This is a genomic window from Dyadobacter sp. HNCC25DJ187, assembly GCF_056895255.1.
In genome coordinates this window covers 458,081-477,599 of sequence record NZ_JBXHAT010000002.1, presented here as the reverse complement: position 1 = coordinate 477,599, position 19,519 = coordinate 458,081, and the positions used below count along the sequence as shown (strand labels likewise).

At 44.1% G+C, this 19,519-nt stretch carries 18 protein-coding genes and 1 pseudogene; 13 read left to right on the top strand and 6 right to left on the bottom strand.

Translation table 11 applies throughout. The features are described from left to right. Positions 1–28 precede the first annotated feature (28 nt). From AC1XUE_RS13045 to AC1XUE_RS13035, 3 genes are all read right to left on the bottom strand, one after another. The gene (locus AC1XUE_RS13045; protein WP_483356417.1) at positions 29–1,162 is read right to left on the bottom strand and encodes an AI-2E family transporter; all 1,134 of its coding nucleotides are present in this window, start codon (positions 1,160–1,162) and stop codon (positions 29–31) included. A gap of 827 nt (positions 1,163–1,989) precedes the next feature. Further along, complete coding sequence (locus AC1XUE_RS13040; RefSeq protein ID WP_483356416.1) at positions 1,990–2,436, bottom strand: cupin domain-containing protein; 447 nt, start codon at positions 2,434–2,436, stop codon at positions 1,990–1,992. A 22-nt stretch (positions 2,437–2,458) separates the two neighbouring features. Further along, positions 2,459–3,364: a helix-turn-helix domain-containing protein gene (locus tag AC1XUE_RS13035; protein ID WP_483356415.1), complete on the bottom strand. Its 906-nt coding sequence runs from the start codon at positions 3,362–3,364 to the stop codon at positions 2,459–2,461. A gap of 291 nt (positions 3,365–3,655) precedes the next feature. Between AC1XUE_RS13035 and AC1XUE_RS13030 the strand changes: the two are divergent. The 8 genes and pseudogenes from AC1XUE_RS13030 (at position 3,656) to AC1XUE_RS12995 (ending at position 9,995) form a co-directional block, all read left to right on the top strand. Then, a pseudogene (locus tag AC1XUE_RS13030) lies at positions 3,656–4,057 on the top strand (nuclear transport factor 2 family protein). Positions 4,058–4,073: 16 nt separating this feature from the next. After that, positions 4,074–4,688 (top strand): flavodoxin, encoded by a 615-nt coding sequence (locus tag AC1XUE_RS13025; RefSeq protein ID WP_483356414.1) that lies wholly within the window; start codon positions 4,074–4,076, stop codon positions 4,686–4,688. A gap of 52 nt (positions 4,689–4,740) precedes the next feature. Further along, the gene (locus AC1XUE_RS13020) at positions 4,741–4,980 is read left to right on the top strand and encodes a carboxymuconolactone decarboxylase family protein (protein WP_483356413.1); all 240 of its coding nucleotides are present in this window, start codon (positions 4,741–4,743) and stop codon (positions 4,978–4,980) included. Between the two features lie 40 nt (positions 4,981–5,020). Beyond that, complete coding sequence (locus AC1XUE_RS13015; protein ID WP_483356412.1) at positions 5,021–5,479, top strand: carboxymuconolactone decarboxylase family protein; 459 nt, start codon at positions 5,021–5,023, stop codon at positions 5,477–5,479. A gap of 41 nt (positions 5,480–5,520) precedes the next feature. Beyond that, on the top strand, positions 5,521–6,000 hold the full coding sequence (locus AC1XUE_RS13010; protein WP_483356411.1) for a (2Fe-2S)-binding protein: 480 nt from the start codon (positions 5,521–5,523) through the stop codon (positions 5,998–6,000). A 26-nt stretch (positions 6,001–6,026) separates the two neighbouring features. Continuing rightward, positions 6,027–6,671: a hypothetical protein gene (locus AC1XUE_RS13005; RefSeq protein WP_483356410.1), complete on the top strand. Its 645-nt coding sequence runs from the start codon at positions 6,027–6,029 to the stop codon at positions 6,669–6,671. A gap of 45 nt (positions 6,672–6,716) precedes the next feature. Continuing rightward, positions 6,717–7,715 (top strand): aldo/keto reductase, encoded by a 999-nt coding sequence (locus tag AC1XUE_RS13000; protein ID WP_483356409.1) that lies wholly within the window; start codon positions 6,717–6,719, stop codon positions 7,713–7,715. 24 nt (positions 7,716–7,739) lie between these two features. Beyond that, positions 7,740–9,995 carry a xanthine dehydrogenase family protein molybdopterin-binding subunit gene (locus AC1XUE_RS12995; RefSeq protein WP_483356408.1) on the top strand — a complete coding sequence of 752 codons (2,256 nt, stop codon included), beginning with the start codon at positions 7,740–7,742 and terminating at the stop codon, positions 9,993–9,995. 222 nt (positions 9,996–10,217) lie between these two features. Here AC1XUE_RS12995 and AC1XUE_RS12990 read toward each other — a convergent pair whose 3' ends face one another. Next, positions 10,218–10,976 carry a DeoR/GlpR family DNA-binding transcription regulator gene (locus tag AC1XUE_RS12990; RefSeq protein ID WP_483356407.1) on the bottom strand — a complete coding sequence of 253 codons (759 nt, stop codon included), beginning with the start codon at positions 10,974–10,976 and terminating at the stop codon, positions 10,218–10,220. A gap of 251 nt (positions 10,977–11,227) precedes the next feature. On the opposite strand from AC1XUE_RS12990, the gene AC1XUE_RS12985 reads away from it, so the two are divergent. From AC1XUE_RS12985 to AC1XUE_RS12970, 4 genes are all read left to right on the top strand, one after another. After that, a complete protein-coding gene (locus AC1XUE_RS12985; protein WP_483356406.1) occupies positions 11,228–14,428 on the top strand; it encodes a SusC/RagA family TonB-linked outer membrane protein in 3,201 nt (1,066 codons plus the stop codon). Positions 14,429–14,441: 13 nt separating this feature from the next. After that, positions 14,442–15,983: a SusD/RagB family nutrient-binding outer membrane lipoprotein gene (locus AC1XUE_RS12980; protein WP_483356405.1), complete on the top strand. Its 1,542-nt coding sequence runs from the start codon at positions 14,442–14,444 to the stop codon at positions 15,981–15,983. A gap of 157 nt (positions 15,984–16,140) precedes the next feature. Next, complete coding sequence (locus AC1XUE_RS12975; RefSeq protein WP_483356404.1) at positions 16,141–16,626, top strand: RidA family protein; 486 nt, start codon at positions 16,141–16,143, stop codon at positions 16,624–16,626. 11 nt (positions 16,627–16,637) lie between these two features. After that, the gene (locus AC1XUE_RS12970) at positions 16,638–17,708 is read left to right on the top strand and encodes a dipeptidase (RefSeq protein ID WP_483356403.1); all 1,071 of its coding nucleotides are present in this window, start codon (positions 16,638–16,640) and stop codon (positions 17,706–17,708) included. 120 nt (positions 17,709–17,828) lie between these two features. On the opposite strand, the gene AC1XUE_RS12965 is transcribed toward AC1XUE_RS12970, so the two are convergent. Together AC1XUE_RS12965 and dtd are read right to left on the bottom strand one after the other, a co-directional pair. Then, a complete protein-coding gene (locus AC1XUE_RS12965) occupies positions 17,829–18,155 on the bottom strand; it encodes a nucleotide pyrophosphohydrolase (protein WP_483356402.1) in 327 nt (108 codons plus the stop codon). Between the two features lie 44 nt (positions 18,156–18,199). Continuing rightward, complete coding sequence (gene dtd / locus AC1XUE_RS12960) at positions 18,200–18,652, bottom strand: D-aminoacyl-tRNA deacylase (RefSeq protein ID WP_483356401.1); 453 nt, start codon at positions 18,650–18,652, stop codon at positions 18,200–18,202. 233 nt (positions 18,653–18,885) lie between these two features. Here dtd and AC1XUE_RS12955 point away from each other — a divergent pair, with 233 nt between their 5' ends. Further along, complete coding sequence (locus tag AC1XUE_RS12955; RefSeq protein WP_483356400.1) at positions 18,886–19,476, top strand: RNA polymerase sigma factor; 591 nt, start codon at positions 18,886–18,888, stop codon at positions 19,474–19,476. Positions 19,477–19,519: the final 43 nt, after the last annotated feature.

Genomic DNA, 19,519 nt, shown 5'->3' with positions numbered 1-19,519 from the left:
TCACTTTCCTTTTATTTATCGGCTATAATTAGCTATCGGTTGTGGTGCTTGGAGGACTAATCTTCCATCGCTTCATGATAATTTTACCTGAAAATCTTTTCAAGTGATATTGCTCAGGTTCACCGATTAAGAAGCCAAAAGCCTTCATGGAGGGAATTGCGTCAAAAACAACTTTCAAAACTGCAATCATAGGAATGGCCAGTATCAATCCTGCCAGACCGAACAGCATACCGCCTAACAGCAATCCTATCAACGCCATCAGCGGATTGATGCTGACTTTCCCGCCTACGATGTTGGGCGTAAGGAAATTGCCTTCAAGAAATTGTACTACCTGAAACCAGCCTATCACACCTATAGCATACCATGCGCTGTCCTTTGTGGCAAGAGCAAATACCGCTGGCAGTATGGATCCGATTGCGATACCGATGTAAGGGAGCAGCATCAGTAGCGAGGCAAGTATACCAAAGAACCATGCATAGGGAATGCCAAGCACGAGCAATCCGACGGTGTTCAGAATGGCGACGATGCCCATGACCGTAACAAGTCCAACCAGATAGCTTTGAACAACATAGTATATTCTATCCAATACCTCACTCACCAGATCTTTCGATGTTGAGGTAAAGGCGTGAAAGAAAAATTCTCTGAAAAAATCCCGGTAGTATAAAAGAAAGAATGTGAAAAGAGGTACGATCACAACACCTGCGAGTATACTTCCTACTGAGCCAAATGCTGCTCCGACAATAACACCTGCATTGGACACCGCCCGATTGGTAAACGTAGTAATTTGCTGTGTAATTTGCCCTTCTTCAATGCCGAATCGTGCCGTAACCCAGTTTTGGATTGTGTCGAGTATATGCATGAAGCGAGATTGCCACTCATTGCCGCTTGATCCGATAATCAATACCTGATGAACGATAAACCAGATCAATCCGCCAATCAATATAATCGCGATAATAACCGATAGGAGCGAAGCCGTAACCCTGTTGACTTTGTATTTTTCAATAAACCGGGTAACCGGATACAATGAGATGGCAAGCAGTATTGAAAACATGAGTGGTACTAATACACTCTGCAGTGTATACAATAGACCGATAATGAGGACAAGCGATAACAGGGATGCTGCAAGTCCGATACTTTTCTGATTCTGATGAAGTTTAAGCATATAAAGATTGATGGTCAAAGCGGGACTCAGTCACGTGAACAGAAATCTCGCAAATTGGAATATTAAAATATCAAGCCGTAAGCCAAATGATATATTTATTCCAAATCATGGGTCGTTGACAGCGATTCAAATCGCAGTTTGGCATAAACCAAAACGTGTATAAAAAGTAATAGGCATCGCTGCTTTACAAGCCTGTGGAAGCAATTTACATGATGACGATGTGTCTTTCAGTGACGATCTTTACAACGCAGTAAAGTGGATTTTTAGTGGTTGAGAAGTGTTTGCGGATTCTAATGATACCTTTAACTTGTTTTAATATCATTTTAAGTTTACAGCAGATATTGACTTTATGTCCTTGGTTGGTTACCAGGTAAGACGATGGAATTTTAACCGGCCACATCTACTATTTGCTGCTAATGAAATCCGATTGTTGCGTGTACAATAATCCACATTATTGACTGACTGTGGCTACACGAAGCGCTCAAATCCACAGTTGCCAGGGTCCACTTCTGAACGCGTCATAGCCCGCATTATAATCAATATGAAAATACAAATCTTCTTTCCGGTTTTGACTGTGCATACGGTAGCGGATTTGAATTTCTATCAGCGGGGCTTCTCAGCGAATTCTTTTGAGTAATGGTTGCTGTATATGTCAGATGAGGTTATTCAAAAAGTTGTGCTAACGCTTTATATCTTTTCACAGCGGATAAAAGGGTGTGAACTGCAACCATACATCGTTTATCCTCAGATTCAAACCAGCAATAACAGGATTAGGTCTGTTTATTTCTTGCTATTGTATTCCTCATTGGTTACTGGCTGTAACCAGGTTACGCGCCCGCTGCCACATTTGGTGTTACTGCGATCTGGGTAAACCCAACTTCGGGTGATGCTCCATGCCAATGTGGAGTATTGGGAGGGCATTTTACTGTATCTCCTTTTTTAAGAACTTGAATAGGTTTGCCTTTTTCCTGATAATAGCCAATACCCTCAATGGCGATCAGTGCCTGTCCGCCTCCGTGGCTGTGCCAATGCGATCTTGCGCCGGGTTCAAACGTAACATTTGAAACCGGGATATTGAAAACGCTGTCTGCCTGTATCAGCGGGAATACCCATGCGGTACCTGTGAAATTGGCCGGCGATGCTTTTTGCCCTTTAGGGAAGATGGATTGCTGATCATTTTTCGTTTGAAGATTATGCTGTGCGATTACGCCAAAGCTGAACATAAACAGGGGGCAAATCATCGTCATTTTCACTAAACTCAGTGCGTTTTTCATCAGTTGGAGTTAGTATCATGAATTAATTCGGATCGCTGAGCATTCGATATTCATTTGGTGACTGGCCCACGCGCTGTTTAAATAGCCTGCTGAAATGCTGGGGATATTTAAAACCAAGTTCAAAGGCAATCTCACTGACTGACTTACGGCCGGCAAATATTTTTTCTTTGGCTGCTTCAATGACCTTCGCCTGAATGTATTCCTGGGCTGTTTGACCGGTTTCCTTTTTAATCAGATCACCAAAGTACTTAGCAGATAAGTTTAGCTCGTCAGCGCAGTAAGCAACAGAAGGCAGTCCAATGGTTTGCGGTTTATCTGACGTAAAATAGCTGCCCAAAAGGCTTTCAAACTGCGAAAGTACCCCTCTGTGGATCGTATCCCGGGTAATGAACTGCCTGTCGTAAAAGCGTACGCAGTAGTCTAAAAACAACTCAATGTTAGCGACAATAAGCTTTCTGCTGTGCTTATCAATGGCGTGTTGCAGTTCATATCTGATCTTATCAAAGCAATCCATCACAATCTGCCTTTCACGCTGTGATAAATGCAGTGCTTCGTTGACCTGATAACCAAAGAATGAAAACTCATTCATTTTCGCATTCAGCGAGGTTCCAAGTAACAGATCAGGGTGGAAAACCAGTGCATGTCCTTTCGGCTGGTAAAGCTCCCCGTCATTTTCTACAGTGAAAACCTGGCCGGGAGACATGAAGACAAGCGTACCTTCCTGGTAATCATAACATTCTTTTCCATAACGCAAATCTCCGCATACGACGTCTTTCAAAAATATGCCGTAGCAGCCCATATACTGGCTCGCCTTCCGTCTGGGATTGGCTGTTGAAAGATCTATTACTGTCACCAGCGGGTGCAAAGTTTCCTGCTGATTAAATGCATTGTATTGATCGACAGAATCAAACCGAATCAGGTCTTCCATAATTACATATTTTTGAATGATGTAAAATTACTGATTTCACTACGATCTTGGTACGGCTATCTTCCAAATCAGGAATATTGGTAGATATATCAGGAATATGTATACGATCACTACCCGTCAAATAACAGAACTTTGCATCAGGGATAAAATGCAGTACATCAGAAGAGAGCGAATTTCAATAAGGTAAATATATGAATCATCAATACAATGCAAAATCAGATCATGGATCAGTCGTTGCTTAAAGCATTCATTTTGGGAGTATGTTTTCTGACTGTAAATACTCATTCCGCCATGGCTCAAAATGCAGTCAGTGAAGAGCAAAAAATCATTTCACTTTCTAAAGATAAATGGCAGTGGATGGCTGATAAGAATGTAGACAAACTGGCTACACTTTTTGATGACAAGTCGAAATTCGTCCATATGAGCGGAACCTGGAAAAAGGAAGAAGAACTTGAAATTATTAAATCCGGAAGCATCTGGTATAAGAAGGCTGATGTACATGATGTTGCCGTTGAGATGGTGGGTAACACGGCCATCGTTTAGAGCAGAATCACACTATCGGCAATGGTGAGGGGGAATGAAGCGAATACGGAATTCACGGTCACTGAGGTTTATACCAAGCAGGATAAGGACTGGAAAATGCTGGTCCTGACATTCAGCAGTGTTCGGGATACGCATGTAATTAAGCATTGAGAAAAATGACACGTTTATGACAAATTTGCTGCTGGCATTTCTATGCCTGATTTCGGCTTGTTCACCTTCGCAGACGGATCGTTTTGATGCACCGGCCAAGCCAGAGATGGATTCTGCTAAGATATTGATCGTGTATCTATCAAGAACAAATAATACAAAAGCAGTTGCCAAGATCATTCACAAACAGGTTGGAGGCAAGCTCGTAGCCATTGAATTAGAAAATCCGTATCCTCAGCATTACCAGACAACCGTTGCACAGGTCGCAATGGAAAACGAAACAGGTTTTCTTCCATCATTAAAAACAAAAATCGACAGCATTCAGAATTACGATATAGTATTTATTGGCTTTCCGACCTGGGGTATGCAATTACCACCACCTGTGAAAAGTTTTTTGAAGCAATACGATATGGGTGGCAAAACGGTTATTCCTTTTAATACCAATGGTGGGTACGGTATTGGAAGTGCATTTGAAACAGTGCGGGAACTTTGTCCTGATAGTAAAATACTCGAGGGATATTCTACCAGAGGTGGACTGGAAAGAGACGGACAGCTACTGATGATTAGGGATGAGCAAGCACAGCGAACAGAAGAGGATGTTAAAAAGTGGCTGCAGAAGCTCAAAATGATATGATGGTTACAAAAAAACTGTGGTCGGTACTTTCCATAAGTCAAATGCAATGAAGATGAAAAGTAGCTTGATGATAAGCATTTTAGGTGTTTTAATGATAGCAAATAGTTTGAAAGCGCAGCATGTACCGATTTCCAAAGATGGGCTAGGTTCAAAAGAAAAAAGCATCATTACTATATCTTCCCTTACAGCACACGGCTTAATCCCGGAATTAAAGAAACAGCTCATCGCCGCGCTTGACTTAGGTTTGACGGTCAATGAGATCAAAGAAGTATTAGTGCATACCTATGCCTAACTGTGGTTTTCCCAGAAGCATCCGTGGGTTGCAAACCTTTATGGAGGTAGTTGAAGAAAGGAAATCGAAAGGCATTAATGATGACATCGGCCGGGAAACGTCGCCTGTCCCGGTTGATAGCAGCAAATACGAACGTGGCAAAAAAATATTAACAGAACTGACAGGAACGCCCCAACCCGACAAACTTTCGGGCTACTCGGCATTTGCTCCGATGATGGATGCCTTTCTGAAGGAACATTTGTTCGCTGATATCTTTGAAAGAGATGTGTTAAACTATGCACAAAGAGAATTGGTGACCATTTCTGTAATCAGTGCCATTGGTGAGGCAGAACCAATGCTGAAAAGTCATTTGAATATTTCACTGCATGTAGGTTGGTCGGCTTCTCAGTTACAGGAATTTATAGCAGTCATAGCCCCAACCATAGGTAATGAAAAAACAAAAGCAGCAAATGCAGTTTTAAAAGAAGTATTAAGCAGCCAGAAATCTGTAAGCAAGTAAAAAATACTATATATTACCATCAGGGTTAAACACTATTCACCATGGCAAAAATCACATTAAACATTAACAAAAAAGAATATCCGCTTGAAGCTGATCCTCAAATGCCGCTCCTTTGGGCCATCCGGGACCTGGCTGGTTTGAAAGGCACCAAGTATGGTTGCGGTGTTGCACAGTGCGGCGCCTGCGTAGTTCATCTGGATGGAGAAGCAGTCCGTTCCTGTGTTACCAAAGTAAGCCGCGCAGTAGAGAAGAAGGTGGTCACGATTGAAGGTTTGTCGGAAACCAACTCGCACCCGGTACAGAAAGCCTGGCAGGAAATTGACGTGCCACAATGTGGTTATTGCCATTCAGGACAGATTATGTCCGCAGTGGTTTTGCTTCGTGAAAAAGCAAACCCTACTGATCAGGATATCGACGATGCAATGGCAGGCAACATTTGCCGTTGTGGGACTTATCTGAGAATCCGTCAGGCCATTCATAGAGCCGCTGAAATGCCGAAAAAATCTTCCTCCAAGAGTTAGTTTCATCAACCTTAATCCTGCTTGTTATGGAGCGAGATCCGACAACCGGAAAGGGTAACTTCCTTTCTATCAAGACAGCCCTTTTGCTGTCTATACTCTTATTTATTATTGCTGTAAGCACTTCGGCATTCAGAGGTGAAAAAGAGCCGCCAACAGAAAACAAGATTAACCTGATTGACCGCGATAGCATCAGATCTGTAAAAGCTTTTGAGACAGTCTATATAACGCTCATGAGTCCCAGATGTATGAATTGCCACCCTGCTGGTGATATACCGTTGCAAGGTGATGACAGCCACCTGCATGCCATGGGGCCAAAACGTGGGGTGGATGGAAAAGGAGTTTACGCTATGAAATGTTCAAACTGTCATCAGGAAACCAACACGCCTGGCCTGCACACGCCCCCTGGCAATCCTGATTGGCATTTGCCGCCCGCTGCTATGAAAATGGTTTTTGAAGGGAAGAGTGCGCATGAGTTGGCAAAACAGCTCGTTGACAAAAAGAAAAACGGCAATAAGGACATTAAAAAGTTGATTGAGCATGCAGACGACGGACTAGTGCTTGCAGGTTGGAACCCAGGAGAGGGAAGGACATTACCACCTGTAACACATGCGGAGTTTAAAAAGGCATGGATAACCTGGCTGGAAAACGGTGCGTATGCCCCGAAAAAATAACACGCGAAGTTATCATCAACAGGTATAATAGTATAGAAAAAAACAATGGAAAAAAGAGCATTAGGGAAAAGTGGTCTGGAGGTATCAGCACTAGGTTTGGGTTGCATGGGATTGAATTTTGGATACGGGCCTGCTGCTGATAAGAAAGATGCAATAACATTACTGAGAACTGCATTTGAGAAAGGCGTAACTTTTTTTGATACGGCTGAGGCCTACGGTCCATTTGAAAACGAGCAGTTGCTGGGAGAGGCTCTGGAGCCATTTCGTGATCAGGTAGTGATCGCGACAAAATTTGGTTTTGAAGGCGGCAACTCAAAAGCAGGACTCGATAGCAAACCGGAGACCATCAAAGCATTTGTCGAATGGTCTCTCAAACGTCTGAGAACCTATCGTATTGACCTTTTATACCAGCACCGGGTAGATCCTGAGGTGCCAATTGAAGATGTTGTCGGCACCGTGAAGGAGTTAATCGAGTCTGAAAAAGTAAAATATTTCGGTCTCTCTGAAGCTGGCCCACAAACCATCCGACGAGCACATGCAGTGCAACCGGTGGCAGCACTGCAAAGCGAATACTCACTCTGGTTCCGGGATATAGAACATGAAATTATGCCGACACTGGAAGAGCTGGGGATCGGTTTGCTGCCATTCAGTCCACTCGGCAAAGGTTTTCTGACTGGTAAAATCGACGAAAATACGAAATTTTCAAAAGACGATTTCCGCAATATCGTACCTCGTTTCACCACGGATGCCCGAAAGGCGAATCAAGCTATGGTTGATCTGCTGGGAAGAATTGCGCAGCAAAAAGGCGAGTCAGGAATGCCAGCTACTCCTGCTCAAATCGCTCTTGCCTGGCTATTGGCTCAAAAGCCCTGGATTGTGCCAATTCCAGGCACAACGAAGTTACAAAGACTGGAAGAAAACCTGGGTGGAGCGACTATCGAACTTACTGCGCTGGATTTAACGCAAATTGAAAAAGCTGCCGCAGCAATTACGGTGCAAGGTGAACGCTATCCCGAGGCTTTGCAGAAGCGCGTTGGAAATTGATTGTGACCTTTTAACAACAACATCATGAACGACAATAAAACTGCCTTAGACAGGCGCTCTTTTCTTAAAGCATCGATCTTGTCCGGTGGGGGGATGATGCTCACCGTTAGTTGGCTATCCGGTTTTAAATCGGCTGATAAAGTGGAGGCACTGAACCTGGCCGAGCAGTGGGCGGAGCTGAATGGTTATATCCAGATCACCGCTGACGACAAGATTAAACTCATTTGTCCTAACCCTGAATTCGGGCAGAATGTAATGACATCTCTTCCGATGATCGTGGCTGAGGAACTGGATGTAGACTGGAAAAATGTAACTGTTGAAATGGGGCCATACGACAACACAAAGTTGGGGGCCCAGTTCACGGGCGGAAGTAATTCTGTCAGGATGTATTGGAAGCCACTCCGCCAGGCGGGTGCGGCTGCAAGACAAATGCTTAAAGAAGCGGCCGCACAGACCTGGAACGTGCCTGTTGGTGAGATAAAAACAAAGGCAGGTGTGTTGTCTCATGCCAGTGAGAAATCTGCAAAATATGGTGAGATGGCCAGTAAAGCTGCCACTGTGCCCGTACCAAAAGAAGTACAGTTAAAGGCGCCAAAGGATTTTACAATTGTCAGAAAATCCCAAAAAAATGTAGAAGCTCAGAAAATCACATCCGGCAAGCCGCTATTCGGGCTCGATTATAGTGTTGACGGGATGCTTATCGCCATGATTCAGCATCCTCCCGCATTTGGAATGAAACTGAAATCGTTTGAGGCCGCGGAAGTGCTGAAAATGCCTGGTATTAAGGATGTTTTTACACTTAAATTGTATCAGGACGGTTTTGAACAAGGTGGTTTTGACACGCGGACGTTCAATGAACTGTTGGTAGTGGTCGGAAATTCTACCTGGGAAGTCTTGAACGCGCGGAAAAAATTAGTCGCCAACTGGGAGCCTGCCGGTGAATTGAAAGATACCATGGCAGGCAGAGATGGTAAGAAAAGAGAAGTTGTTGTTCCCGGTGTACTGGAAAGCACCACCTTACAAATGCAGCAAATGCAGGAGTTTGCCGCAAAGCCAGCTCAGCAACTGAGAAAAGATGGCGACCCCGAGACAGCTTTTAAGAACGCGGCAAAGGTGATAGAGCGCACCTATAACGGCCCGTTTCTGGCACACAACTGCATGGAGCCCATGAATTTCTTTGCGCACGTGACTGACGATAAAGCGCTGTTTGCAGGACCATTGCAGGCTCCGGGCTGGATAGAGCCTACACTAGCTAAGCTATTGAATCTTCCCGCAGATAAGATTGAAATACAAATGACCCGCATGGGTGGCGGCTTTGGTCGTCGGGCTTACGGACATTATCTTTCAGAAGCTGCTCTGATTTCCCGAAAAGTTAAAGCGCCTGTCAAATTAATGTATACGCGCGAAGACGATATGACTTATGGTATTTACCGTCCTATGTACACCGCAACTTATAGGGCGGCTCTGGATGCCAATAAAAATCTGATTGCTTTTCACGTCAAAGGAGGTGGTATACCGGAACATCCTATACATGCCAACCGCTTTCCGGCCGGTGCTGTAGACAATTACCTGGCCGAAGGATGGCAAATTCCATCCAACATAACAATAGGCGCATTTCGGGCACCTCGTTCTAATTTCAACGCAGCAGCAGAGCAGTCGTTTCTGGATGAAGTGGCTGAGGCGGCAGGCAAAGACCCCATCGAATTCAGGTTGGAACTTTTGAAAAGGGCTAAAGAGAATCCGGTAGGTAAAAACAATGAATACGAACCAGACCGGTACGCGGGTGTTCTGGAACTGGTACGTGAAAAATCCAACTGGGGGAAACCAGGTAATGATAAATTCAACCGCGGTGTGGCCGCTTATTTCTGCCACAATTCGTATGCTGCTCATGTTGTCGATATGACTACCAGGGATGGACAACCCTATGTTGAGCGCGTGTATAGTGCGATGGATTGTGGAATTGTGATCAATCCGGATGCCGCAACAAACATGGTCCAGGGAGCGGTAGTCGATGGGATCGGTAATGCATTTTATGGCGAGTTGACATTTAAAGATGGAGCCCCGCAGAAGAGCAATTTTAATAATTACCGAATGATCCGCATTAACGAAGTGCCCAAGAGCATTGATGTACATTTTGTTCAAAATGACTTGGATCCAACAGGATTAGGCGAGCCTCCGTTTCCACCGGTGTTTGGCGCAGTGGCTAACGCTTTGTATAAAATGAAAGGCAAACGCTTTTACAATCAGCCCTTCAAAGATGAAACTGAAAAGTTAATATAAGGTTCAGTCCACGGATGGAGTATAATTCTCAGGATAAACAGGGAAACAGCTCATACTTTTTGAAACGTAGCGCCCGGGAAAGTATCTGTCTTTTCGGGGCGCTGTATTTTGATAAATAGGGACAGGTAAAGTTTTGAATTATACCGAAAGGCGTCCGTACAGAGCCGGTAGTACCAATGGAAATAAATGGCCCATTAATCAGTACCAGCTGATGACCGCTTATTACAATACCTCTGTTTTTCCGTTCTTGAATGAAGAAAGTACAGGAGAGTCAGCAGGAAGCTCTGTAATCAGATAGTCGATTTCCTTCAGATCGGCTACTTTCATTTTCATCACAGAGTTGAGCTTTTCGGAAATGGAAAGAACCGCAACTTTTGCAGATGCCTTAATCATTGATTTTTTCACCTGTACGGTCTCCCAGTCCGAATCGGTGAGTCCTCCCTGGGTGTCGAGGGCGTTGGTTCCGATAATACATAGATCCGCTTTTATTTCAGACAGGCGCTGATGTACTTCACCGCCCACCATCATTTGGCTGTAACGGGAAACTTGTCCGCCAATCATCAAAATTTCAATATTAGGTTTGTCGAGCAACTCCACGGCTGTGAGCGGATTCACCGTCATGAATGTAGCCGAAAAGTCATCCGGAATCAGCTTGACTAGCTCCCGGATTGTGGTGCCGCCCCCAATCAAAACAAGCATTCCGGGCTTTAGAAGCGTCAATGCCTTACTCCCAATAATCTCTTTCTGTACGTGAGCATAGGTTTCTTTTAAGTTGGAATTATGGTGATATGCCTTGGACATAGCACCGCCACGGATCTTGATGATATCCCCTTCTTCTGCCAGTTCATTCACGTCACGACGTACAGTGTCTTCCGAAACATTCAACTTCTCCGTTAATTCTGTCAAGGAAATACGTGTATGTATGTTGATCTCTTTCAGAATCAGGTCTTTTCGTTCTCTCTTTAAAAGGCTAATTGACATCGTTGTGAGGGGTCATTAAATGATGGCTAACAAACAAAGGTATAAAAAATGCAGATTTTAACCCATACCCTTCTCGATATATGCAAATTTTGCGAATTTAAATCATATTTTGACTGTTAGGTGATCCTTGTTAAAAATATTATTGCAATTAATGCGTTAAAATTGGAATTATATTCTATGTTTGTATCGTTAACGCAGAAATATATTTGCATAATTTGCAAAAAACATAAGTTTGTAAATCTTAATTATCTATGAAAATAAATCGACAATCAGAAGACATCAGGAGCTTATTGGGCCTTTCCATTGCAGGATTGTTGGCTTTTGGTCTTTTTGGAGTAGTTGAAGCTCATGGGAAAGGCGTGGAGGTGATGAAGGTTTCGGGGTTTGCTTTGGCAGCAGAGGAAATTACTGGTAAGGTAATTTCTGCAAAAGATGCTACGCCGGTTATTGGCGCTACGGTGCTTGTCAAGGACAATCCCAATGCCGGTGTCATTACTGATGTTGAAGGGAATTTTAAACTTAATTTGCCCGAAAGCTACGCTGGAAAAAAGATCGTTCTGGTGGTAAGAAGTGTTGGCTTTGAAACGATTGAAACGGAAGTAGAAACAAATCAAAGTTCATTATCTATCAAGCTGACTGAAAATGCAGAGCAGCTGGGTGAAGTTGTCGTAACTGCACTCGGAATGAAAAAGGATGCTAGAGCGGTAGGTTATGCAGTAACTGAAGTGAGTGGATCTCAGTTTACCCAGGCACGTGAAAACAACGTGGCCAACGCGCTTACAGGTAAAATAGCCGGAGTCAATGCGACTGGCTTATCTACCGGACCCGGAGGTTCAAGTCGCATCGTTATTCGTGGAAATGGTTCTTTAACAGGTAACAGTCAGCCCTTATATGTGATCAACGGTATGCCGATTGATAACAGTGTACCCGGTGGAAGCTCAACTGTGAACGGGTTAGGCACTAAAGCAGGGACCGACCGGGGAGATGGTATTGCCGCAATCAATCCCGATGATATCGAATCGATGACGGTATTGAAAGGTGGTGCTGCTGCTGCATTATATGGTTCTCGCGGAGCGAACGGTGTAATTTTGATCACAACCAAAAAAGGAAAAGCGCAGCAGGGGGTCGGGGTTGAGTACAACGGTACCTATACGATGGAGAACGTTTCCGTTTTTCCTGATTTTCAATATGAATACGGACAAGGCGACGGTGGTGTGATGCCAACTACACTTGCAGCAGCGCAGGCCAGCGGTCGCCGTTCCTTCGGAGCCAAAATTGATGGTAATACGAATTACATGGCTGCCGATGGCCAAAACCATCCTTATCTGGCACAGAAGAATAACCTGAAGAATTTCTACCAGACTGGAACTACTGCAACTCACTCTGTGGCGTTGTCGGGAGGAAGTGATAAGATCATGTACCGGCTTTCACTTGCGGATCTCAATGCTAAAAGTGTCTTGCCTTCCAACACTTATAACCGTAAAACAGCGAGTCTGAACATTTCTGCAAATCTGAGTGATCGTTTGAGGGCGGAAGCTGTAGTTCAGTATAACCGTGAAAAGGGTAAGAACAGGCCGGTGGCAGGTGATGCGCTGGGCAATCCCAACTGGATGGCTTATGAAGTTGCCAATACAGTAGATGTACGCTGGCTGAAGCCGGGTCATGATGCGAATGGAAATGAGATGATCTGGAATGACGCGGGTATTGTTACCAATGGTTATTTTTTTATTAATAAATTCAAACAGGAGGATACTAAAGACCGTTTTATCGGACAGGCTTCTGTGTCTTATGATATCCTGAAAAATCTGACGGTAAAAGCCACTACCACACGTGATTTCTATAACTACAATTTCACGAGTGTTCAGCCAACAGGCGGACAATATATACCTCAGGGGCAGTATGACGGGATTAAATCTGATGTTTCGGAAACCAACAGCATGCTTACGGCTAACTACAATACTAAATTCGGAGAGTCAGTGGGTTTGTCAGCCATGGTGGGAGCTAATGCACGTCAGTTTACAACCAATCAGTACGATTTTACAGGTCAGGGTTTTACGGTTCCTTACTTTTATAGTTACTCAAATCTTTCTACTGCTTCGGCTGTTCCGACAGAAACGAATATCAAAACGAACTCTGTATTTGGTTCTTTGGATTTGGATTACAAGAGCATCTGGTTTGTAACTGCCACAGGGCGTCAGGACTGGTTCTCTACTTTGAGCCCAACGGCAAACAGTATTTTCTATCCAAGTTTTGCAAGTAGTCTTATGCTTTCGGATATCTTCACGATGCCAAGGGCGATTGATGTGCTGAAGCTTCGCGGATCATGGGCTCAGGTAGGTGGCGGTGGTCCTGATCCTTATGCGATCAACCTGGCTTACAGTGCGGTACCTAGTGCGAGTTCAGTCCCATTGCAAAACGTAAGCTCAGCTTCGATTACCAATGCTACATTGAAGCCATTTACTTCTACGACGATTGAATTTGGTTTGAATGCACGTTTGTTCAAAGGGCGTGTGAATCTGGATGCGGCGATATATGATAAAAAATCAACCAATGACATTGTAAGTGTTCCTATTTCACTGGCATCGGGGTATACCAATGCTATCCTGAATTCAGGAGAGTTGAGCAATAAAGGGGTTGAATTATTACTGGAGATCACACCTTTAAAAAAGGCAAATTTCTCATGGGATGCAGGATTTAATTTTGCCTATAATAAAAGTGAAGTATTGAAACTGGCAGAGGGAATCTCTACATTTTCTATCGGTACCTCGGCCAATGGTAATGCATTTATCAATAACCAGGTAGGTATGCCTTTCGGCGGGATTTATGGTTACCGCATGGCAAGAGATACCCAGGGAAGGATTATTTATGACACTAATTCAAACCTTCCTGTGCAAACAGACAACAACCAATATCTGGGTAATGGTGTACATCCTTACACAATGGGGCTTACAAACACATTCAAGTACAAAAACTTCTCTTTGGATGTATTGGTAGATGGTAAGTTCGGCGGGGAGATATTCTCTGTGATGGAGGTGTATGCAACCCGTCTTGGTTTGATGAAATCTACCCTGCCTGGCCGTGAAAACGGACTGCTTCTGGAAGGTGTGACTGCCAGCGGTGCTGAATATTCGCATACAGTTCCTGTTGCGAACCTGCGCGCAGCATACTACAACAACCTGAACAGATATACGGAGCTGTTTGTACATGATGCCAGTTTTGTAAAGCTTCGTCAGGTAATTTTATCTTACCGTTTGCCGGCTGGATTCCTGAAAGCGGTAGGTGTACAATCTGCCAGCGTATCGCTGGTAGGGCGCAACCTGTTGATCCTGTATAAAAAGACAGATAATTTTGACCCTGAGCAAGGTTTGACAAGCGGAGCTGCGCAAGGTATTGAGTCAATCGGTTTGCCTCGTACGCGTTCCTTCGGTGTAAATCTTAACCTGAAATTCTAACCAGCGAAAAGCAATGAAAAAGTCATTTATAAAACATACGATATTGTTAGCCTGCAGTGCGCTGTTGCTTACTTCCTGCGATAAAGGTTTTGTGGAGCTAAATACCAACCCCAATGCGGTGACGATTCCTAATACGCCCTACATATTTAGTAAAGCGATTTATGATGGTGCTCAGTTTAGCGGGAACAAGGGTGCGCTTTTGTTCGGACTGATGCAGTATACGACAAGCTATAATGATGTGGAAGGTTTCGGCTCAAAGTATGTAGCATCTCAGGTCAATGCAACCGGTGGTGTTTTTACAAATGCCTATCCTGCGCAGATCAACGAAATCGGGGAGGTGATCAAGGCTTTGAAAGATGATCCTGCACGTGTGAACATGTATGCTATGGCGCGTATATGGAAGGTATATTGTTTCAGTCGTCTGACTGATTTGTACGGAGATATTCCTTATTCTGAAGCGGGGCAGGGCTACAATCTTTCGATTTTTCAGCCTAAGTATGATACCCAGAGCACGATTTATCCTGATATGCTCAATGAGCTAGAAGCAGCAGCAACCAGTTTGAATGCATCAGGCGCGGCTTCTTTTGGTAATTCTGATCTGATTTATCAGGGAAATGTTAACCAGTGGAAAAAGTTTGCCTATTCTCTGATGCTGCGGTTGGGTATGCGTTTGAGTAAAGTTGATGCCACTGCTTCACAAAGCTGGGTAACCAAAGCGATTGCAGGTGGTGTGATCAGAGAGTATGCCGATATCGCAAAAGTAAGCTATACATCCGGTGGGCAGAATATTAATAAGAATCCGATAGCATGGCAGTTGCTGAATGATAACTACATGCGTGCTGACGGAACCAATAATACCGAAGGTGGAAAGTACCAGGATGTATTTATCAATGCATTGAAGGCTAATAATGATCCCCGGTTGGGTGTGTTATCAGTGGTGTATGTGAATGGTGTGGCCAGTGCTGATGAATCGATCCAGAAGGGTATGCCGGCTACGATCAATGGAGTGAAGCCTTCAAATTTCATTACGTATTCTGAGCCGAAGCAAACAACTGTGTTGAAACAGGATGCGCCGTTGTTGCTGTTCACAGCAGCTGAATCTAATTTTTTGCTGGCTGAGGCGGCTTTAAAAGGATGGTATACGATCGAAACTGCAGCGAATTTATATGAGACAGGTATTCGCGCCGCGATGAGACAATGGGATCTGATCAGCGGTATGACTGGTACCATTGCTCAGTCTCGTGTGGATAGCTATGTGGCTGCTCATGCTTTCAAAACCAGCGGAACTATTGCTGAGCGCACCGAGCAGATCTACAACGAATTCTGGGTTGGACTTTTCCCCGATGCACAGGAAGTGTACAATAATTATCGCCGTACGGGTTATCCTGCTCTGGTACCCAATGTATACCCTGGTAATGCAACAGGAGGCAAGATATTCCGCAGATTCCTGTATCCTGTAAGCGAGCAGACTTTGAACAGAGTAGCTTACAATGCGGCAATTCAGAGACAAGGTGCTGATGATCTCATGACCCGTGTCTGGTGGGATAAACAGTAGTAGCACGCTGGAAGTTTGCCAATAGGAATTTCTTCCCAAAGTGAAACTTTTGCCGGTAGTTCGGCAGTGTTACACTTTATATATCCGGTCTAATGACGAAAAGTGAATTTCAAACCACAGGTTTACTACAATAAATAGAAAGTTAAAATCATATAGTATGAGTATTGAAACAACCATTGTTAGTCCTGAAGAGGCATTTGCATCATTGAATTTATCATTGCCACCAGCACCTACACCATTGGGTGTATACAAACCTTGCCTGATTGATGGAAAGTATTTGTATCTGTCGGGGCATGGGCCCGTTCGCGATGACAAGAGCCTGATCATCGGCCGTATCGGAAGTGATATGGATATTGAAGACGGAAAGTTGGCGGCCCGTCAGGTAGGATTGACGATGCTTGCTACGATTAAGGAGAATGTTGGCAGTTTGAATCGGATCAAGCGTGTAGTTAAGATACTGGGTATGGTTAACTGTACAGCAGATTTTGAGCGCCATCCTTATGTAATCAATGGGTGTAGCGAACTTTTTGCGCATATTTATGGCACTGAAAACGGGATTGGTGTACGCAGCGCAGTAGGAATGGGCTCGTTACCCGACAATATCCCTGTAGAGGTAGAAGCCTTGTTTGAACTACATGATTAATTAGCAAACTTATGTTTATATTCGATGCCCATCTGGACCTGAGCATGAATGCTGTGGAATGGAACCGTGATCTGCGGCTGCCTGTAACGGATGTTCGCGCAAGGGAAGAGGGAATGACCGACAAGCCGGATCGAGCCAAAGGCACTGTCACTTTTCCCGCGTTGCGGGAGGGGAATATTGGTTTGGTTGTGGCTACGCAAATTGCAAGGTTCGTGAAACCGGGAAGTCTGATTCCTGGCTGGAATTCTCCCGAGCAGGCCTGGGCGATGACGCAGGCACAGATCGCCTGGTATCAGAGTATGGAAGAGTGTGGCGAAATGGTGCAGATCAATAATCTTGAATCGCTTGAAAAACACCTCACACTTTGGAGTGATGGCACGCCCAACAGCAGTAAGCCAATTGGTTATATCCTGAGCCTGGAGGGCGCTGACTCGCTGGTTACGCTGGGACACGTTGAGCGTGCGTATCAGTATGGTCTGCGTGCGATCGGGCCCGCACATTATGGCCCGGGACGCTATGCGCAGGGGACGGATGCCGCTGGCTTTATGGGTAAAGCGGGACAGGATCTGCTTAAAGAAATGGAACGGCTGAATATAATACTGGATGCAACACATCTTTGTGATGACAGTTTCTGGGAGGCGATGGATCACTTTAATGGTCCGGTTTGGGCATCTCATAATCTTTGCAGGAGTCTGGTAAACCACAACCGCCAGTTCAGCGATGAGCAGATCAAAGAACTGATCAGTCGGGGCGCTGTGATCGGTGGCGCTCTGGACGCCTGGATGATGGTGCCCAACTGGGTAAGGGGGGCGTCAACGCCACGTGGCATGAACTGTGATTTGGCCGTGATGGTGGATCACCTGGATCATATTTGTCAGCTTGCCGGTAATGCGCTTCATATTGGGATTGGCTCTGATCTGGATGGCGCTTTTGGTACAGAGCAGAGTCCTTATGATTTGGAAACTATTGCCGATCTACAGAAAGTCACGACGATCCTGCAACAGAGAGGCTATACACCGGCAGATATAGAAAACGTGATGCACGGAAACTGGCTGCGTTTTCTAAGAAAAAACTGGAAATAATTTATAACTTTTGGGTTAGCTGAAAGGTCGTTCTTATTGATGATCCACTAGGGTTGGGAAAGTTTTTTTACTTTGTCGAGCTCACTCAGGCGGCCCTGTTATGCAGCCTGAGTGAGCTTTCTACTTTAGTTTGTCGTTGGCTTGATGGCGGTCTTTGTCGCGACCGGTTTTTTTAGCCATGTTTTTCTCAAATGCTTCTGTCAGATTGATGCCTGTCTGATTAGCAAGACAGATTAACACCCATAGTACATCGGCCATTTCATCGGCCAGGTCTTTTCCCAGATCCGATTTTTTGAAGGACTGGTCTCCATAGGTTCTGGCCATGATTCTGGCTAGTTCTCCTACTTCTTCAGTCAGGATGGTCATGTTAGTCAGTTCTGAGAAATAACGGACTCCATACGTTTTTATCCAGGTATCCACCTGCTGTTGTGCTTCTTCTATAGTCATTTTGTATGAATTATGTTTAATATTGAGTTGCTCCGCAGCCACCATCAGATTCTGTTTTTAGAGTCGATCACGATCGTAACCGGACCGTCGTTAAGAAGTGCTACTTTCATGTCGGCACCAAATTGTCCGCACTGAATTGGTTTCCCGGTTTGGTTTTGTAAAAATGAAATCATCTGTTCATACAGAGGAATGGCTATTTCCGGTCTTGCTGCTTCTATAAATGAAGGACGGTTTCCCTTTTTCGTACTTGCATGCAGGGTGAACTGACTTACGAGCAGGATGTCTCCATCCACTGATTTTAAATCCAGATTCATTTTCCCGTCCTCATCGCCGAAAATTCGTAATCCCACTATCTTTTTGCCAAGCCATTCAAGATCCTCTGTAGTGTCGGTATGAGTAATGCCCAACAGCACGAGTAATCCGTTATTTATTTTCCCTGAGATATTTTTATCAATGGTTACGGAGGCTTCCCGCACTCTCTGTATTACAGCTATCATGAAGTAATTGGTATGGAATCGTATGGTCAGAATAGTTTTAAATAAGCTTCAATATTTGGGGTATTCAGAATAATATTTGACATAAACCATAAAAATCATAATTATGCTAATGTATTTCGTGCGAATAGCAAAATAAAGGGGATGGTATTTTTTAAATGATAAAATAATTATAATTATATAGCTATCTTAGTAAGCCGATATGAAATTCTGAAAGTCCAAAAGCGTTGTCAAAGATGGTTAAAATCGATGAAATTGCCTTATTGAATGAAGTATCTCTGGGAGATAGGGATTCGTTTGATGCATTGTACAATCAGTATTATTCCGAGATACAGCGATATGTTTTAAAATTTGTCAAAACATATGATCACACCGACGACCTGTGTCAGGAGATCTTTATCAAGGTGTGGGAAAAAAGAGCATATCTGAATGAAGTAAATGCATTCAGGCCTTATTTGTATAAAGTAGCCAAGAATCATGTCCTTGATTTTCTCAGACGGGCTGCAGTGGAACAGTCCCTGAAAGAGCGTATTATTCGTGCAGGTGAACATCATTACAATAGTGTAGAGGACGCTTATCAGTCGGAAGAATACAGGCAGTATCTGGCCGAAGTATTACACAGTATGTCTCCGAGAAATCAGGAGGTGTTCAAGCTCTGTCGTGATATGGACTATACCTACGATGAAGCTGCCGAAGCGTTGGGTATTTCACGAAACGCCATCAAAAAGCACATGGTAAAAATCATCAGATTGCTGAAATGCTCTGCACAGAAAAGTTTTGGAGTGTCGTTTTCGCTGATAGCTCTTTGTTTTATTTCAATTCAGTAGTAATTCCTTATTATCAATTTCGTCCTTTGGGTACATCCTTAGG

Coding starts and splice junctions, on each gene's coding strand:
- AC1XUE_RS13045 (WP_483356417.1), bottom strand. CDS start 1,162: ATGCTTAAACTTCATCAGAATCAGAAAAGTATCGGACTTGCAGCATCC.
- AC1XUE_RS13040 (WP_483356416.1), bottom strand. CDS start 2,436: ATGAAAAACGCACTGAGTTTAGTGAAAATGACGATGATTTGCCCCCTG.
- AC1XUE_RS13035 (WP_483356415.1), bottom strand. CDS start 3,364: ATGGAAGACCTGATTCGGTTTGATTCTGTCGATCAATACAATGCATTT.
- AC1XUE_RS13025 (WP_483356414.1), top strand. CDS start 4,074: ATGACAAATTTGCTGCTGGCATTTCTATGCCTGATTTCGGCTTGTTCA.
- AC1XUE_RS13020 (WP_483356413.1), top strand. CDS start 4,741: ATGAAAAGTAGCTTGATGATAAGCATTTTAGGTGTTTTAATGATAGCA.
- AC1XUE_RS13015 (WP_483356412.1), top strand. CDS start 5,021: ATGGAGGTAGTTGAAGAAAGGAAATCGAAAGGCATTAATGATGACATC.
- AC1XUE_RS13010 (WP_483356411.1), top strand. CDS start 5,521: ATGGCAAAAATCACATTAAACATTAACAAAAAAGAATATCCGCTTGAA.
- AC1XUE_RS13005 (WP_483356410.1), top strand. CDS start 6,027: ATGGAGCGAGATCCGACAACCGGAAAGGGTAACTTCCTTTCTATCAAG.
- AC1XUE_RS13000 (WP_483356409.1), top strand. CDS start 6,717: ATGGAAAAAAGAGCATTAGGGAAAAGTGGTCTGGAGGTATCAGCACTA.
- AC1XUE_RS12995 (WP_483356408.1), top strand. CDS start 7,740: ATGAACGACAATAAAACTGCCTTAGACAGGCGCTCTTTTCTTAAAGCA.
- AC1XUE_RS12990 (WP_483356407.1), bottom strand. CDS start 10,976: ATGTCAATTAGCCTTTTAAAGAGAGAACGAAAAGACCTGATTCTGAAA.
- AC1XUE_RS12985 (WP_483356406.1), top strand. CDS start 11,228: ATGAAAATAAATCGACAATCAGAAGACATCAGGAGCTTATTGGGCCTT.
- AC1XUE_RS12980 (WP_483356405.1), top strand. CDS start 14,442: ATGAAAAAGTCATTTATAAAACATACGATATTGTTAGCCTGCAGTGCG.
- AC1XUE_RS12975 (WP_483356404.1), top strand. CDS start 16,141: ATGAGTATTGAAACAACCATTGTTAGTCCTGAAGAGGCATTTGCATCA.
- AC1XUE_RS12970 (WP_483356403.1), top strand. CDS start 16,638: ATGTTTATATTCGATGCCCATCTGGACCTGAGCATGAATGCTGTGGAA.
- AC1XUE_RS12965 (WP_483356402.1), bottom strand. CDS start 18,155: ATGACTATAGAAGAAGCACAACAGCAGGTGGATACCTGGATAAAAACG.
- dtd (WP_483356401.1), bottom strand. CDS start 18,652: ATGATAGCTGTAATACAGAGAGTGCGGGAAGCCTCCGTAACCATTGAT.
- AC1XUE_RS12955 (WP_483356400.1), top strand. CDS start 18,886: ATGGTTAAAATCGATGAAATTGCCTTATTGAATGAAGTATCTCTGGGA.